This is a genomic window from Bacillus sp. 95MFCvi2.1 (genome assembly GCF_000374965.1).
Lineage (GTDB): Bacteria > Bacillota > Bacilli > Bacillales > Bacillaceae_G > Bacillus_A > Bacillus_A pseudomycoides.
Window position 1 is genome coordinate 24,762 of record NZ_KB895721.1, and the last position, 17,255, is coordinate 42,016.

General features: G+C 33.7%; 17 protein-coding genes, 2 pseudogenes and 1 other annotated feature. Of the genes and pseudogenes, 5 read left to right on the plus strand and 14 right to left on the minus strand.

Annotated features, from left to right (window positions below; genetic code table 11):
- Positions 1-366: 366 nt before the first annotated feature.
- Complete coding sequence (locus tag C568_RS34910; RefSeq protein WP_003202758.1) at positions 367-504, plus strand: hypothetical protein; 138 nt, start codon at positions 367-369, stop codon at positions 502-504.
- Positions 505-742: 238 nt separating this feature from the next.
- Here C568_RS34910 and C568_RS0126160 read toward each other — a convergent pair whose 3' ends face one another.
- The 8 genes from C568_RS0126160 to C568_RS0126200 form a co-directional block, all read right to left on the minus strand.
- On the minus strand, positions 743-970 hold the full coding sequence (locus tag C568_RS0126160) for a hypothetical protein (RefSeq protein WP_018783165.1): 228 nt from the start codon (positions 968-970) through the stop codon (positions 743-745).
- Between the two features lie 200 nt (positions 971-1,170).
- Entirely contained in the window at positions 1,171-2,226 is a 1,056-nt protein-coding gene (locus tag C568_RS0126165; protein ID WP_003202754.1) for a DUF5105 domain-containing protein, read from the minus strand.
- Positions 2,227-2,689: 463 nt separating this feature from the next.
- Positions 2,690-3,187 (minus strand): hypothetical protein, encoded by a 498-nt coding sequence (locus C568_RS0126170; RefSeq protein ID WP_018783166.1) that lies wholly within the window; start codon positions 3,185-3,187, stop codon positions 2,690-2,692.
- Positions 3,188-3,797: 610 nt separating this feature from the next.
- Entirely contained in the window at positions 3,798-5,228 is a 1,431-nt protein-coding gene (locus C568_RS0126180) for an IS4 family transposase (protein ID WP_018783168.1), read from the minus strand.
- Between the two features lie 67 nt (positions 5,229-5,295).
- Positions 5,296-6,426: an MFS transporter gene (locus tag C568_RS0126185; protein WP_018783169.1), complete on the minus strand. Its 1,131-nt coding sequence runs from the start codon at positions 6,424-6,426 to the stop codon at positions 5,296-5,298.
- A gap of 163 nt (positions 6,427-6,589) precedes the next feature.
- On the minus strand, positions 6,590-7,216 hold the full coding sequence (locus tag C568_RS0126190) for an FMN-dependent NADH-azoreductase (RefSeq protein ID WP_006097471.1): 627 nt from the start codon (positions 7,214-7,216) through the stop codon (positions 6,590-6,592).
- Positions 7,217-7,290: 74 nt separating this feature from the next.
- Complete coding sequence (locus C568_RS0126195) at positions 7,291-7,875, minus strand: DUF3238 domain-containing protein (RefSeq protein ID WP_018783170.1); 585 nt, start codon at positions 7,873-7,875, stop codon at positions 7,291-7,293.
- A gap of 129 nt (positions 7,876-8,004) precedes the next feature.
- Positions 8,005-8,589: a DUF3238 domain-containing protein gene (locus tag C568_RS0126200; protein WP_006097469.1), complete on the minus strand. Its 585-nt coding sequence runs from the start codon at positions 8,587-8,589 to the stop codon at positions 8,005-8,007.
- Positions 8,590-8,742: 153 nt separating this feature from the next.
- Here C568_RS0126200 and C568_RS0126205 point away from each other — a divergent pair, with 153 nt between their 5' ends.
- Positions 8,743-9,216: a MarR family winged helix-turn-helix transcriptional regulator gene (locus C568_RS0126205; RefSeq protein ID WP_006097468.1), complete on the plus strand. Its 474-nt coding sequence runs from the start codon at positions 8,743-8,745 to the stop codon at positions 9,214-9,216.
- A gap of 718 nt (positions 9,217-9,934) precedes the next feature.
- Here the strand turns inward: C568_RS0126205 and C568_RS0126210 are convergent.
- From C568_RS0126210 to C568_RS0126225, 4 genes and pseudogenes are all read right to left on the minus strand, one after another.
- Positions 9,935-11,194, minus strand: a complete 1,260-nt coding sequence (locus tag C568_RS0126210; RefSeq protein WP_018783172.1) for an MFS transporter — start codon at positions 11,192-11,194, stop codon at positions 9,935-9,937.
- An 82-nt stretch (positions 11,195-11,276) separates the two neighbouring features.
- Positions 11,277-11,529 (minus strand) — a binding site (T-box leader).
- Positions 11,530-11,691: 162 nt separating this feature from the next.
- Entirely contained in the window at positions 11,692-12,246 is a 555-nt protein-coding gene (locus C568_RS0126215) for a GNAT family N-acetyltransferase (protein ID WP_018783173.1), read from the minus strand.
- 186 nt (positions 12,247-12,432) lie between these two features.
- A pseudogene (locus C568_RS32140) lies at positions 12,433-13,174 on the minus strand (IS4 family transposase); the annotation flags it as partial.
- A 129-nt stretch (positions 13,175-13,303) separates the two neighbouring features.
- Positions 13,304-13,726, minus strand: a complete 423-nt coding sequence (locus tag C568_RS0126225) for an Lrp/AsnC family transcriptional regulator (protein ID WP_029427798.1) — start codon at positions 13,724-13,726, stop codon at positions 13,304-13,306.
- Positions 13,727-13,883: 157 nt separating this feature from the next.
- Between C568_RS0126225 and C568_RS0126230 the strand changes: the two genes are divergently transcribed.
- Positions 13,884-14,084 carry a DUF1272 domain-containing protein gene (locus tag C568_RS0126230; protein WP_018766997.1) on the plus strand — a complete coding sequence of 67 codons (201 nt, stop codon included), beginning with the start codon at positions 13,884-13,886 and terminating at the stop codon, positions 14,082-14,084.
- A gap of 127 nt (positions 14,085-14,211) precedes the next feature.
- Positions 14,212-14,769 (plus strand): isochorismatase family protein, encoded by a 558-nt coding sequence (locus C568_RS0126235; protein WP_018783176.1) that lies wholly within the window; start codon positions 14,212-14,214, stop codon positions 14,767-14,769.
- A gap of 469 nt (positions 14,770-15,238) precedes the next feature.
- Here C568_RS0126235 and C568_RS0126240 read toward each other — a convergent pair whose 3' ends face one another.
- Positions 15,239-16,411, minus strand: coding sequence for a phytase (locus C568_RS0126240; protein WP_018783177.1), 1,173 nt, complete (start codon positions 16,409-16,411; stop codon positions 15,239-15,241).
- A 258-nt stretch (positions 16,412-16,669) separates the two neighbouring features.
- Between C568_RS0126240 and C568_RS34420 the strand changes: the two are divergent.
- Positions 16,670-16,753 (plus strand): annotated as a pseudogene (locus C568_RS34420) (IS6 family transposase); the annotation flags it as partial.
- Positions 16,754-16,866: 113 nt separating this feature from the next.
- Here the strand turns inward: C568_RS34420 and C568_RS0126245 are convergent.
- On the minus strand, positions 16,867-17,255 hold a 389-nt coding region (locus C568_RS0126245), incomplete at its 5' end, for a thiol-activated cytolysin C-terminal domain-containing protein (protein ID WP_018783178.1).

Consider the following 17,255-nt stretch of genomic DNA (forward strand, 5'->3'; position numbering starts at 1 on the left):
TAAAAGTAGAAAAGTATACATTTCTACTTTTGCGGTTCTGTTGCAAATTTTTCGAAACTCAAGTACACTTTGCAACAGAACCATAAAATCACTTTCGATATATTTATCTTATTATATATATCTTTCAATTTACTTTTATAAATGTTGCAAAAACCTTTCAAAGGTCTGACGTATTTGCTGATAAAACTAACAAAAAAGGAAACCCGCATGTTCATTAGATTTCTAGTTAATCTTTTTAATTAAATATATAAATTATATATTTATGTAATATTTCATAAAACATTGGTTGTTTATTCTATTATAATATTCAAGGGTAGTAGACGAAATGCAACATAATAATTTATCAGACGGAGAGAGAATAATCATATGTATCCAAAATTCATTGACAAAATGGCGTTTTCGAAGGCGCATAAAGAGTTATTAATTAAACTGTATAATAAAGAAATTTCAAGAAGCGAGTATAATCAATTGGTAGATGCCTTTTATCGGCCACAACAAAAGTAAATATGAAGTAAGTGTTTATGGTTTTGTGTCTTTTATAGCAACGAAGTTCATTTTTATCATTTTTGGGGCAAGCTGTTCTGTTAGGTTGATGGGCATGTGGCGGTACCACACATCCATCAACTTAAGAATATTTACTACCCATTATTGTTAAAAACGTTATTCTTTCTAGATTAATAAGAAAGGATAACACACAAAAAAAGACACCCTCACAGGTGTCTTTTCTCATTATAGAAACATCTTAAAATAGATATCTGGTGTCATAATCTAGACAAAGTTCATAGACTTTGTTAGGGGAGTCCTCTTTTGAAAGCTTTACTTTCTTATTTTCTTGTTTTGCTTCAACTTTTGACTTATTATCAGTCGATGCTTTACCCCACCACATCCCGCTAATAGCATGATAGGGATTGCTACCGATAGTACTTTGTTTCGTTTCATAGTTTACTAGTCCCCTTTTGGCATGATACATTTATTTTTGCTTTACTAACCTAATATTATCTTTTGCCTTACCGTCATTTAATTGAAGCTTACCGTTTTCTTGAAAAACATATATAGATTTTGCAATAACGGTAAATGAACAGACTTCGTTTATAACACCATCAAATCCTTTAAGTGGTATTACGTTGACTTATAAGGGGCACACATCCTAAAACGAAATGCTTACTATGATTATTTAATAAATACTTTCATAATTTGATCTGCGGAGGCTGTATCTAAACGCCATTGATTTTTTCCGTGTTTCAGCATAGTAATTTTAACTGTTTCTTCCGTATCACCAGGTCTTGCTTCTGGTATTAACTGTACTGCATAATCGAATAATTTCTTCGTCAACTCCTCTTTGGTGATATTTGGATTTTGATTTGCGATTGTCATCGCTTCACTTTGAAATCTAGATTTCAACTCGTTCAACATAATTGGTTTCGCTTTTAGTTCAACTTGAGCTCTATCTCCATCTAGGGATACTACCTTCGTTTCAAATTTCACATTTTTTTGGAATGCTGTTTTTAAAGTTTTATAGTAATTTAACATCCCTTGCTCATCGATTTGATTGTTAAACATTCTTTCATTTGTTCTTTTAAAAGAAGATTCTACTTCTTTCACAAACGCAGTACCATCTTCGCCTGATAAATCATTAATTTTGTTAGAATCTTTATCATAGAAGGCTGCATTTAAATATGCGGTCAAAGCCTCAGCAGGTCTTTGTAGCTCTTTTGCTTTTTCCGCCAATTCTTTTCCTTGGATTTTAAATGAAATTTTCTCTTCTTTTTCTTTTTTCGGATCCATAATGTACTTTTTATAAACCAATTCATAAGAAGACGAATCTTTCACATTATAATAAATGGTTCCAGATACTTTTTTCCCGTTATCGACATCTCCTCCTTTTAACTCATTTGGATCTGACGTATAATAAAGGTTCGTTTTTTCATCTTTTTGGTATAGTGAAAAATCTTGTGGCAACATTTTAATTACCTTATCACCTTTATTTTTCAAACTCACCTTCACCTTTAAAACTCTGTCATTTGTTTGCTTCGCAAATTGTCCTGGTAAGACAAATTCCGCACTTTCTAATTTCAGCTCAATATTTTGTGTTTTTCCTGTATCCCCAACTCCATATACCTTATTCTCTTTTACTTCCGTTGAGCTTTTGGATGAATCGCAACCACTTACAAAACCTACTGTAAGAATAGCTGCAAAACAAACACTCATAAACTGCTTAATCTTCATACTGCATTTCCACCTTTCCCCTTAACAACTTTAAGAATTTTTTCTCAACATTCCCATTTTATAACAAAGTCGAAAGATTTGTACATATCCTAGCATTCACTTTTCGTTAAAGATTAATATCAGGATATTATGTTTGTCCTCGCTGATTATCAGCCTTCTGAACCGAACTTTTACGAACAGTTGGTTCCTCTTGTATCTCTTTGAAGACTGCTGTGAAATTCTTAATTTGAAATAAACAAAGGAGTGCTTATTTCTATAAAATAAGCACTCCTTTTATTTGTAAACGTCAAGTAACTTTAATAGATGTTTTTCCATAAAAAAACCTCCACATGTAGTATGTAAGGAGATTATCTCATGGGTTATTTTCAAATGGCAGGTGGGGAATAGTCGAGTAGGCCCAGGGGATTTCCCCCTGAGCCTCTCAAAGAACCGAACGTGAAAGTCTCCCTTCATTCGGCTCTTGTTATCCAATTGTCGGACGTATCCCCATTTGCCAGTGATAAAACAGGTTTGGTTGTGCTTTTGCCATACGTACTAAATATCTAAAGGCTTTAGCTTTGCTTCTTTTCACCGTTTTATACTTAAACCTGATAAATCTGACTAATGTGAGATTCACAAAGTCTAGTATCTTTCTTGCCTCACTTACACAGAATATCGGTTCAACAAGTGGCTCAAAATTCATACGAACTACTATTTGGGCAATTCTATCACTAATAGTTGGAATACCTAGCAATCTCTTTTTCCCGTTCTTCTTCGGTATTTCTACTCCTTTTACTGGATTAGGAAAATAGCTACCCGAAGACATTCTATTCCAAAGCTTGTACAAATTATTCTTCAAATCCTTATCAAACTCTGTGAAGTCAACTCCATCAATACCTCCAGCACCTCGATTCGCTTTTACACGTTTGTATGCTTCCAGTACTTGATATTGTGAAATCTCAAACGATTTTCCTTCTTTCATTAAATCCCCCCATTTCTGGTTGTTCAATTTCTGAAGTATAGATAACAGAGTCCCTTCGCTCCATTGCCATTACAGCCATTTCATCACTACTACGGATTCTTCCGCATCTGTATTCTGCATCACTACTTTCATCCTTGTCAGTTCATCGCTTGGATTTTTCGCTTATCATCAGAATACAAACTTCTCCTGTTCCTTGTAAAAACCTGTGCCATACTCCTGCAACCTTTACGCCGACAGCCATCTGAACAGTAATCAGGTTTCTTTCAGACTCTTCCTAGAGGTGTCAAAGGCCCCTAGTTTTGACTGTATAGAAGTAGTAACGACGCTTCATCGGATTGTTCACTCTCGTTCAGCTTTATGGCACACACCTGACTAATCTCTGTTAGCCTTTTCCATTTGCGCTCAGTACCACAACTTTTGATTGCAGCACCCAAAGGTGGTTTGAAACCTGTACCTGAATACTGATTTTGATGGGCCCTCCCCATGCCCATCAACCTAAGCTTATATAAGTTTAATTTCAGGTGAGATTTTTTCTTTTTTCTAAAGATCCAGTGTAAGTTCTTTAAAGATTTGCATACCAAATAAACCTATCGGGTTTCATTTTTTTTGATTACGCTACATGATTGTGAGACATAGAAAAGTTGTATACGACGCTTAAGATATCAAAGACTGTTTTCTTCTCATACCTATGGGATTTTCGGCCGTTTTTCTGTAAGAGATTAAACAGACGAAACAATATCTTTATTAATTCTTGAGTGTCTTCTTGTAAAGATTGATAAATAAGTGAAAAATAATCTTTTATGATATAAATCGCTTTATATTCACTTAATTCTCGTTTCTTCTTGATGAGGAGTAATTGGCGCATTTGAAACATGGTGGAAGAACAAAGAAGGATACTTATTAATTGTCCGTATAAGTGGCACTCTAGTCGTTCTAATTTTACAGAATTACAGTGATGAATACGAAAAAATGATTTCCATGTTTTAAATATCAGTTCAATTTGCCACCGTAAGGAATAAAAATCGTATACTTGTTCCTTGGGTAGGTGTTCCGGAGAGATATTCGTAATATAAAAGTTAATTGCACTAAGCCGCTTACTGCGTTCTTTATAGGTAATTTGCTTCTTATGTTCTTTAAGTGCTAAATCCTTTTGTCTACGTTTCATTTGCGTTTCAGTTAATTTATACAGAATTAGTCTTGCAGGAAGCTTTTGATACATTCCAATATAAATCTCGGGAATTTCATATGTTTCACCTGACTGTAATTGGTCAATGAATTGCTCCATATCTAATTGGATATACTCAGAGTGCTTTTTTATAGTTCCATTTTGAAAGTATTCAGGATCTTTATTTTTCTGATATATACGAGTATTGAGCTTAAGCCGTGAGATGAAATAGGCACCGTGCTCGTCTATAGTATGTAAATCGTTTAAGTCAAAGTACCCTAAGTCACGTATACATACATCCTGCGGTTGGAGCGATTTTAGACAAGTAGAACCATATGTTTTATCATTGTGCTTTCCAGCACCCACATGAACATATAGAAACTGGCCACTTAACAAATCGTACTCTAATTGAATTTTCACACCGGCACTTTGACCACTACCACCTGAACCTTGATATGTAGAAGTGAATTTATCCGGAATCTGAAAATGTGTAGAATCCAATACACGAATACGTCGAAAATAGTTTGTATACAAAGTTGGAATCTTGCTAGAAGAACAAAATTGCTGATGGAGTAAAGAAGCTAATATTTGTTGCAGAAACTGTACAGCTCGAGAGTTAAAACGTTGGTTGAGTCCTTCTGGACTCATAGAAATACCTGTGTTAGCTTCTAATCGACTACTTAGTTGTGTCAATGAAGTGTTTGCTATGTTTTCGCTTAACCAAACACAAAGAGCTACTAAATCTTGTGCACGATATTTACTTTTTCGTTGAACAAATCCTATCTCTCTAGCAAATTTCTCCAAAGCATGTGGTGACATATATCGCTGCAACTCTTTAGAAAACAATTCTAGTTCATCAGAAATCGATAAATTCATAGCCAAAACGCCATCCTTTCTGTATATTTCTACAAAAAGAATAGCGCTTTTTTCGTAAGTTTAAAAGTTATGTTAGCGTCTTTTTTACAAACAAAATAAAAATTAACAGACTAACAAACCCAGAGACAGCACAAACAATGAATAGCATTTGATATCCCATGAGTTGTGAAACAAATCCTAGAAGAATGGACCCTAAACCAATCCCTAAATCAAAAGCAGTAAAAAATGTAGCGTTCGCTATTCCTCTTTTCTCTGGTGAAGTTAATCGTATCATGGCTACTTGAAGAGCAGGTTGTGCTGATCCGAATCCAATCCCATACAAAATAGCTGTAATAACTAGTCCAACAATCCCATTTGTCATTGCTAGAACTAATAGTGCGGCTATCAGTGTAAACAGCGCAGGAATAATAATGATTCCTTCTCCATATTTATCGGATACCTTCCCTGCAAATGGTCTAACTACTGTAAGTGTGACAGCATAAACTAAGAAAAAAGTACCAGCATTAACTTGAATTTTTGCCGCAAACAGTGGTAAAAATGTTGTAATGCCACCAAAAGTAAGAGATAGGAAAAATGTAACAATAGCGATTGGTAAGAGTGTTTTTTCAAAAAATGATATTGGTTTTTTTGATGCATGTTGAATTGCTGGTATTTTTGTACCAAGTGCAAGTATGAATGCAACAAGTGCTAATCCTGTACATAGAAGAAATAGATAATGGAATGAAAATGATTTTATTACCCAAAGACCTAATACTGGTCCTAAAGCCATACCTAAAGTCACGGCAAGTCCATACCATCCCATTCCTTCTCCACGACGAGATTGTGGAATAACATCAGTCACAGCCGTTCCTATCGAAGTTGTAGCAACTGCCCAGCTGATTCCATGGAGAATACGTAAGACCACTAAAAATATAACCCCTGTTACCCAATCATAAAAATACATTGTAATTGCGAAAAATAGTAGTCCGCTTATTATAAATACCATTCGACCATATCGATCCATTAATCCTCCAACAATAGGACGAAAAATGACTGCCGATATTGTAAACACCCCAATAATAAATCCAACTTGAGATTCACTTCCACCTAATTGTTTAATAAACATAGGTAGTGTTGGCATGAGTAAATAAAAACCACTAAATAGTAATAATGCTGTAATGGTCAGCATTATATAGTTTTTTGTCCATAAACGTTCCATTGTAATGTAATCCTGCTTTCTTTCGTTTAATAAGTTGAGAATGGAAAGCTCGCATCAATTGGATCCTTACTACCCAATTGATGCGAGCTAAGCGAATAAAAAAGCAGTACCACCGCTATAAAAGTGTTGGTACTGCCATATAGAGTGACAAGTGTTTTGTTAATTAAAACGTACTTGCTACTTTAATCGCTTTTTCAAGCCCTGCAGCAATAATTTCTTCTGCTTTATCTGGGAATTGGTTGTGACCTTCAATTACTATTTTTTCTATATCTTTTGCACCGAAGAAGCTCATCATACTTGCTACATATTTAACAGCCATTTCCATTGGGGCTTTTGGTCCTTCAGAATATACACCGCCACTTGCGTTTAATAATGCAATTTTCTTATTTCCAATAAGACCTACTGGACCTTCTGACGTATATTTAAATGTTTTTCCCGCGCGGTTTAAGTAATCAATATATGTGTGTAATACAGCTGGGATTGTTAAATTCCATAATGGGAAACCAAAAACAACTTTATCAGCTGCAAGGAATTGATCTAAATATTTATCAGCAACAGCTACTGCTTTTGCTTCTTCTGCTGTTAAATCCAATCCTCTACTAGACTTAAATGTGCCGTTAATCATATCTACTCCTACATATGGCAATTCCTCGTTGTATAAATCAAGCTCTACTACTGTCTCATTTGGATGAGATTCTTTATAACTTGCTAAAAAAGCATAATATAATCTCACGCTAACTGATTGATCTGCTGGACGATTGTTTGCTTTTACAAATAAAACTGTTGTCATTCGCTTTTCCTCCTGTTACTCACTCTTTGATGTTGTTATATATTTATTTAATAAAAAGGGTATTATATTGTTCTTTATAATATCTTTTTAAAACTATACTCCATGTCTCCACCTAGAGCTTCAGCTGTATCACCAGTTTCTCTGAAGTCATGTGTATGAATTTTCTCAAACTGACCAAAATTTAGTTGCTTATAAAATTCATAACAAGGGAATCCATCATGTGCACCTTCAATATCGACGGTACCATCTTTTTGGACATGTACAGTTAATAGGTAGTCAACAGGAGGTGCATATACATTTAATGGGTTGCTAGCACTTGCAGTCATTTTAAATTTGACGTCATTTGACTTCCATACAACATCAGTGCACAAAATATTTTCCGTACTAGCTTTTCCTGTTCTCTTATTAACGGAACCATCAGGAGTTGTGATTCTTTCTGTTGTTATGCCGGTATTCGCATATGTGAAAATTTCTTTTTTATAAAAATCTACAACTATTTCTTGTTCAATTCTAGAACGCATAGTATTTACAGCATATGGTGTAAATTCACGTGAGTCACCTTCGAATTGAATCACGTTTCCTGTTTGAGTATCCTTCTTAGGTTCAGTCCAAGACATTGGAATAAATACACTTGCTCTAACTTTAACGATATTAGTCATGAGACACACCTCTGCAATTCTTAATTTTATTTTGGGTAATAATAATATTGACCCATTGAGCAAAACAGATCGCAATTTCTTTCGTATAAATAATTTTGCTGCTTGTAAACTTCTATTCAATATTTATATCTAGATTGTCGTTTTAAAACTGTATTCCATTTCCCCAGCTAGTGCTGCTGGAGTGTCACCAGTTTTTCTGAAATCATGTGTATATATTAATTCAAATGGACCAAAATCTGTTTGTTTATAAAATTCATAGCAGGGGAACCCATCATGTGCACCTTCAATTTGTGCAACCCCACTTTTGTTAACGTGTATAGTTAATACATAGTCAGCTGCAGGTGCTGCTGTATTTAAAGGATTGCTGGCACTTGCACTCATTTTAAAAGAAACTTCATCAGTACCCCACACAACATTAGTGCATACAATATTTTCTGTGCTTGTTCTCCCTTTTTTATACTCGATAGAACCATCTGGATTTGTAATTTTCACAGTTACGATACAAGCATTTGCATGTGAAAAAATTTCTTTTTTATAAAAATCAATAATCACTTCTTGCTCTAATCTTGACCGCATTGTGTTTACAGCATAAGGTGTAAATTCACGTGCATCACCAGTATATTCAAAAAGTTTTCCTGTTGTAGGATCTTTAATAGGTTCTAACCAAGCATACGGGGCAAACACACTTCCTCTAATTTTCACGATGTTAGCCATGAGAAACCTCCATAATTTATTAATTTTTGTTTCGTTGAATCCCTTATTTCTCTTATAACTAATTATAGTCAATTTGATTGACTATATGCCATATAGTACAATAGAAATCAGATGTAGTCAACCGTATTGACTTTATTTAAGGAGGTTTTATGTATGAGTCATCCAGTATTTAGTGAATTGGACCTTACGTCACTTTTGTCATTATCCTTTAGCGCATCAATCAATGAACTACATGACAAATTGAGTGAATTGGGATTTGGAGATATTAGACCTGTACACGGTTTTATGTTTAAATGCATCACTCCTAATGGAGCGACAGGTATAGAACTAGCCGAATATTTAGGAATTACAAAGCAAGCTGTGAGTAAAATGGTGGATTATCTTGAGAAAAGTGGTTATGTAATGCGCAAAGCTCATCCAACTGATAAGAGAGGGAAAATTATTGTTTTGACCGAAAAAGGTTGGCTAGTAGTGCAAGCAAAAGAGAAGATACTAACTGAAATGGAACAACGTTGGATTGAAAACATAGGCGATGAAAGAATGCAAATGCTCAAGGAAGATTTAACAAAGTTAGTTTATGAAGCAAATGAGGGTAAATCATCATCGAGGTTAAGACCTGTCTGGTAAATAATGAGTTTATAAAAGGGGACTAACCGTGCACCCATCAAGTTAAGATATCATAATACCCCCAGAACGAAAAATCTTTGCATGTTGATCGTTTTTATCGTTTTGGGGTAACTCGTCCTTGTTAGCTTGATGGATATGGGGGCCTTCCCTCATCTCTTACAAAGCATGAATTTCTCGCATTTTTTTCACTCCTTTTCGTGCAAGAAATCCTTCAGGACACACTTTGACGCTTACATTAATAAAAGATAAATAACAAAATCAAAAGCCCCAATTATCTAAATGTATATTAGATAATTGAGGCTTTTACATATCAATCTAATCCTTAAAATTTCTTTTTCTCAAACTTTTAATGTAATAACAAAGATTCCCTATAAATACAAAAAACCATATAATACACACAATCCATTTTAAAATAGAGCCTAACTTAAATCCATCCCCTAAAAAAACGACAATTATCATTGCGATACTTATTACCATCATAAATAGATAATAACTCATTTTATCGTGAGTTAATCATTTTCTTCAAAAACATCAAGAAAAGTATACATTCAAAACACTGTGAATAAAGAGGATATAATGTTTGTAACAAAAAAAGAAAAAGTTAGATCCATACTAACTTTTTTACATAATTCTCGTTATCGGTAGTAAAAAGAATCTTTGAATAAAGATCCTTTTTATTTCATAACTATTATCTAATTTTATTCATTAAAAAAAGAATTTATTGGAATGAATCTTTAAGCTCAGGTGAATTAGAATAGAATTTCGCTTTTGATGGTTGAACACTACAAATAAATAGTGTAATAGATACCAAAAACATTATAAATGCTCCTGAAACTACAACAAATCGTATAGATATAAGCTCGGAAGAAATACCAAAGATTGCAGTAACGGTAATAATTAAAAAAGCCTCAATAAACCCGTAAATACTTATAACCCTCCCCATCACATCAACAGGTATATTGTTTTGATAAAATGTGTAAAAACCAGTATTAGAAAAGGCAGTAGCAAATGACAAAACAAAAACTCCTATAGATGCTATAAAAAAGGTATTAGAGGATGTAAAAACCATATAACCTACTGCAGTTATTAAGGAACCCATACCAATAAGCCATGAGGTAGGTATTTTTTCAATAATTATTGCATTGGATAAAGAACCTGCTAATACTCCTGCTCCAGCAATACTGACTAAGACTCCATATTCACCTTCAGATAAGGAAAGTATCCTAGTTGCAAAAGCAGCTTCCAACGAATCTGTAGCTGTCATCATGACTATCATCGCACTAAACAAAAGATAAATCATCATGATATATAAATACTTACGGCTAAATCTAATAACAAGCTTCCAATCATCTATTAATAACTTAAGAGATAATTTTGTTGTATCTGATGTTTTTTCTAATTGTGCAGAGGATTCAACATTAGGCATTCCTACTGTAATGAATGCAGATAAAAATAAAGCTACAGCATTGATATAAATAGCCATATTAGGTGTACCAATTGTAAACATCATTCCTGCTATTGCTGGTCCAGTCAAAAAAGCTCCGGAATCAAGTAGGCTACGTAAAGAATTGAAACGTTTTCTTTGTCCTATTGGTATTAACTTCGTGATATAAGTTACCGATGTTGAGTGGTACATAGAGCTCGCTATTGTAATAAGAAAGACCATAGCATATATAAGCCCTAAAGAAGAGAAGAAAGGTAATAATGCAATTAGCACAGTCTGAAAAACATCTAGTGCTATCATGAGATATTTTTTATTTAAACGATCTACAAGGCTTCCTGACCAAATATTAGTAAACAACGTTGATAAAGCCCTAATAATATATAAACCAGAGACAGCAATGGCCGACTCTGTTATGTTAAGAACGATAAGGTTTAGAGCGATAAAGTAAACCCAACTTCCAACACTTGAAACACCAATGCTAAACAATAAGATAGATGGATACCGCCAATTTCCCAATGTTTTTTTTAAACTCAATTGAATTCCTCCTAAAATATAATCAGATAGAATGCAACACTTAAAACAAAATAAAAAAATCCCACCCCCAAGACTTAAGTGTCTTGGGGACGAGATTTTAGATCGCGGTACCACCCCAGTTTATTAATATGTCGCCATATTAACCTTATCAGGTACAACAAAAATGCTTATACCCTAGCTCTATAACGGGAGCGCCCGTCACACTATCCCCCTATAGTCGGTTCCAATGTGCTGCTCTGAGCCTTGCTTCAATAAAGAAATTCTAACCCCTTTTCAGCTACCAGGGTTCTCTGTATAGAATTCACTTTATTTACTCTTCTCTTCATTGCATTTAATTTCATATATACTAACATTATTGGATATATATTGTAAATGTTTTTTACATCTCATATACAAACTTAGTTAACATAATCCTACTTATCAGCAGTCTCTATATCTAGAAACTTAAAAGAGTCCCTTCAGATCTTCGAAGGGACCTTTCTTTTATATAATCTCCGTTATCGAAAGTTATCATATTCATGTTTTAAAAGAGAATATATCTTAGAATCGCAATACATACCATTGATCATTACACTTTGTCTCAATGTTCCTTCATATGTCATTTTTAGCTTTTGCATAACTCGTTCAGACGCTGTATTCCTTATGTCACATCTTCCTTCAATACGATTTAAATCTAATTCTTGAAAGCCAAACTTTATTAGTTCTTCTAAAGCTTCGACGATAACTCCTTTTCCCCAATACAGTGGGTTAATAACAGCTCCTAAAGAAGCGCTACTGTGTGATAATTTCCAGATCCCACAGGTTCCAATAGCTTTCTGATCACTCTTAAAGATAATAGACCATATGAAGGACTTACCTTTCTTAGCTGTGTCCATCGTGTTTTCTAAAAAAATACGAGTTTCATCTTTATTTTTGTGTACTTCTCGAGGTACATATGTAGTTGTTTGAGGATCCGAATAGACTTCAAATAAATCATCTAAATCATCAAAATCTAGTTTTTTTAATAAAAGACGCTTTGTTTCTAATTTGGGAATTTCATATGTATTTTCCATACTCTCACCTCAGTTAATCGTTATTTTTATATTATATATCTTATTTATGTGAAGTTTACATAACCTATCATTATTGGTAGTATCCGAAAAAGCTCACTTAGTATCTTTTTTCAGATAAGAAATGAGCTTTTTCGTTTTTTTGGGTGACTCGATTTCTTAGCTTGATAGACATGTGGTGCTATCCTATAACGGTCTCAGTTGAGCGGGTTTTGTTTTAAATACGACTGTTTCGAATTCTTTTCTATATATCTTAGTTGGTAACTTAAGACGTGATAAATAATATCCTTGCTTATCTTGAATAGACTTAAAGTTCTTGTAAACGAAAATATCCTAAGTCACGAATATATAGTTCATTCTTTTGTGCCATGCCTGTTCGAGCCGCACCATACGCCTGATCACTTCGTTTTCCTGGTTCAATTTTCACATCAGAAAATTCTCCACTCAACAAGTCATACTCTAGTTGAATTTTTACACCAGCTTTATGACTACATCCTCCGGCACCAGGATAAGTAGCTGCGAATCGATCTGGAACTTGAAAGGTTGTAGAATCAAGAATGCGAATACGCTCAAAGTAAGCAGAAAGAGAATGAGAAATCCTAGATAACCCTCCAATTTTAGCTTGTAGAAGTGTAGTAAATACATTTCGAAAGAAGGCTACAGAAGCCGCGTTAAATCGTCGATTAAGTCCCTCAGGACTTAATAAAATTGCTGTTGAAGTTTCTAATTGACTACAAAGTTGAGTAAGAGAGGTAGTAGCGATTTGTTGATTTAACCATACACACAAAGATAAAAAATGGTGCCCATGGCACTTACGTTTTCGTTTCATTCCGCCTGCTTCTATAGCTAATTGATTAAGTGTAGCGGGAGACATATAGCGATATAACTCTTCGGCAAATAAAGACAACTCTTGTTTTTGATGCATATTCATAAAAAGCACGTCACCCCTTCTCATTAACATAAGAGAATAGTAACGTGCTTTTAACTTCAAGAATAGTCTAAATCCTTAAGTTGATGGATGTGTGGCAGCATCCCTTAAATAAATTCGAAGAACTCTATTCTAAAAAATACATCTATATTTTACTGGTGATGATAAGTTAATTAAAGTTGATGGATAGCCAAACTCCATTGAAGCATCTATAAATTCTTCTAAATGTTGCACCGATTCAGTGACTATTTTCACCAAATAACTATATTGTCCGGCTAATCTGTGGCACTCAAAGACCATAGGATTTTCTTTGCAAAAAATTCTGAATTGTTGACATTTTTTTGATTCAAACAAAACAAAAGCCGTTACATTCTTATTTAATTTCTCTGGGTTTATAACTGCCCTATAGGCTGTAATAATATTTTTATCCTCTAATTTTTTTACTCTTTCTTTTACAGCTGGTGTTGATAAGTTCACCATTTTTCCTAGTTCAGTCATAGATATACGTCCATCTTCTTGAAGAATATGTAAAATCTTTCGGTCAATATGGTCTATTCTAAACATCCCCTTTTTATTTAAAGCAAAACGCTTATAATGAATAAATTTTTTAAGTCTTTTGGATGAAATAGCTAATAATTTGTATTTAAACAAAATTATATTATATTTATAATTTTATGTATATAATGAAAAAAATGTTATTGGAGGAATAAAAATGGGACTTGAGATGAGGAAATGTTGTGAGAAATGTAATAATAAGATTGAAGAGCAATCTTTGGCTTTTATTTGCACACATGAATGTACATTTTGTGAGGAGTGTACAAAATTAATGAATTATGTATGTCCTAATTGTCAAGGAGAACTTGTTAAAAGACCTAGACCCCTATCTAGTAGTGTCTGCTCTCTTAACATATAACAATATTACTTATTAGGTTCGTAACGAAATAGGTTCAAAAGATAAAAGGGGGCGATATTATGATTATTAGAATGAAGAAAGATATGGAGAACATATATATAAATTATAGCATAAAGGAGTTTTTATATTGAACCAAGCTTTGCTTATTATTGATGTCCAACAAGAATTAGTTGATGGTAATAACGAAACTAAAAATGTGCTTAATAAAGAAGCATTGTTAGATAATGTTAATTTGGTTATTAATAAAGCACTAGAATCACATGCTTTGATTATCTTTGTGAGGGATAAAGATGTTGCTGATGGCAAATGTCCAGGTTTTCAAATACACCAGACAGTAAAAGTGCCAACCAATGCAAAAATATTTGATAAAGTAGCTACAAATGCGTTTTATGGTACACTATTAATGGATTTTTTAAAGGAAAACGAGATCGAACATCTTGTTATCATGGGATGTAAAACAGAACACTGTATTGACACAGCGGTTAGAACTGCAACGGTGAATCATTTTGATGTTACTTTAGTTGGGGATGGTCATTCAACGACAGATTCTTCAATCCTATCTGCTGAAAAGATAATAAGTCATCATAATGAAATACTTCATGGTCATTACAATGTTGACAATTTTTCTGTTGTTCGGACCAGCCAAGAGGATTTGTTTCAACCAATTCATAACAATTACCGATAAATCACTATTTACCCTGTTAAATTGAGAACCTTAAAAAAATTATTGATCTATAGCAATCAGGCGTGATTGTGGAATAACCCAAACCATATTTAAACGAATGTGTGTTATTATATTTTTAATATGGAATTATATCACACCAGAAACTAAAAAAGTTTATTTTAACCCCGTTCTAAAATTGGAACGGGGTTATGCGTATTTAAGAAATTAAAATAAAATACATTTGTTTTAATTTTACATTTAATGGTTTATTCCTTAGATAGAAATTTCGTTTTGGGGAACAACCAATTTCTTAAGTTGATGGGAATGTGGTGCTATCCCATCGTCATCAAGCTTAGGAAAGCAAATACCCCCCAAACGAGAAAATTGACATCTCTAGTTGAAAATGTACACTTTTTTTGTTTTGAGGCATTATAAAATTCTAAAAAAGATCATTTCAATATACTATGAAATGATCTTTTATTCACCTTAACTATTTGCTAAATATTTCTCTAAATTTTAGTTTACGAGGATCTACGTTATTTTCTATCTGTAATTTTGAGTCGAATCCTTTTGCAATCCTTTTCCAATCTATCATTTTGAAATTCTGATTTACTATTTTCCCATGATCCATATTCTCTCCATCCTGTGCTAGGAAAATGCCATTTGGATATTTTTCTCCTAATCCAAAACTCATTACATCAATACCGTCTGTATCACTCGTTCCATCAGCATTTTTACCATCAACAATAGTAAAATTACCAATATACTCATTGTTGCCTTTACGGTCATACACTGCATAACTATTATTCCCCTGACTAGAAGCAATTAAATACCCTGTCCCATTTTTTCCATAATATATCGTCAAACCCTCAATATCTGCTGTTAAATGGTTTCCATCCGCACCATCTACTTTTGCAATCGGTTGGTTTCCTCCGTCTGGTTCCGCATTGAATTTCCAAATTGCCACATCTTCTTCACCGATATATATTGTTCCATACTCATCATCTGCTACAATTCCTTCTGATTGAGAACTTAGCTTTAATTCACGTACTTTCTTTCCTTCTATTTTTCCTTTTCCATTGTCAAATAACTCATATTGTTCAAAAGTTCCATCCTTCCCTACAACTAATGCGTAAAAAACACCCGTTTTTTGACTATGATAGAGACTAAACCCATATACTTCTTTCATGCTAGATTGAATGGGAGATCCCGTAATATTTTCTAATTCTCCTGTTTTAGGGTTTATCGCAAAAATATCGATTGTATTTGTAGAACGATTTGAAGCTGCCGCAATATCAATTTTTTTACCTCCAATTGGAAATCCATATCGTACATCAACATTATTTAGTTTCCCAAAGTTATACGAATGTAGTTGTTTTCCTTTTAAATTGTAGACAGCTATCCCCCCCTCTTTATTCGTTCCAATAATTTTACTTTTTTCAGAATCATGAGGATGAACCCAAATTGCTGGATCATCAGCTGCATCACCCGCATTGGCAACTGCATCTGTTTCCTCTTTTGCTTCCACTTTTACAAGTTTTGAATGTTTTTGTTTCTCTTGTACACTTGGATTTGAAAATTCCCCCACCAAATTCGGTGTAGAATTTACTGTTAAAAATAATACACTCGTCATTAAAGCAACTGTTGATATTTCCTTTAACATTTGTAGTTCCCCCTTGAAAAAAATAATTTTCTTTATCCCGTTAACTAGAACAGATACACTTTTCTTGTATTATTTTATCTATTAATTTTTAATTATTTATGTATTTATTGTAAATTTTCGGATAAATGATTTGCAGGATCTATCGTAAGCAGAACGTTACGTGTATTGTGAAAATTATCCATCCAAAATAAAGTTGCACTATCCATAAAAAGTCTGGTTCTGGTGCAAAAACTCTAAAACTTTTGCAAGTAATCTCCTAAACTTGGACAGATTGATTTACGGGATCAGTCTGTCCAAAACCAGAAAGAATTCATCCATCGATTGTTTGGGCTTACAGCATAAAATAGAATTCCGCTAGAAATATATGAGCTATATTCTCTTTTATTTTATCTTTGCACCAGAACCCTTGCGACCAAGTAAAAAAGCGCCCTGTAAACAGGGCGCTTCACTTTTACCTAATGACTAATATTAGCACTTGGGTATAATGTTGTTCCTCCAATTGAAACTTTCATTTCATTTGTTAATGGAACATTTTGTTCATTGATAATTGTTCTCCACCATTCCCATGCAAGACCTGTACATTCTCTTGCTACAACTTTTACATTTTTTGAATTCGGCGGAAGTGGTATAACTGTATTGAAATGAGCAGTTCTGTCTCTGCCGTTTCCTTCCCAAGTTTTATGGGTTAGTACTTCTTTTCCATTTTGATCATATGAGACTTCATCCCAAGATACATCAAATTGAGCAACATATCCACCAGTATGATCAAGCGTCATTTTAGCACTAGAATATTCTGTAGTTGTAGTCTCAATATAATCTGTATTGTTATGAACAGCAGCAGTTG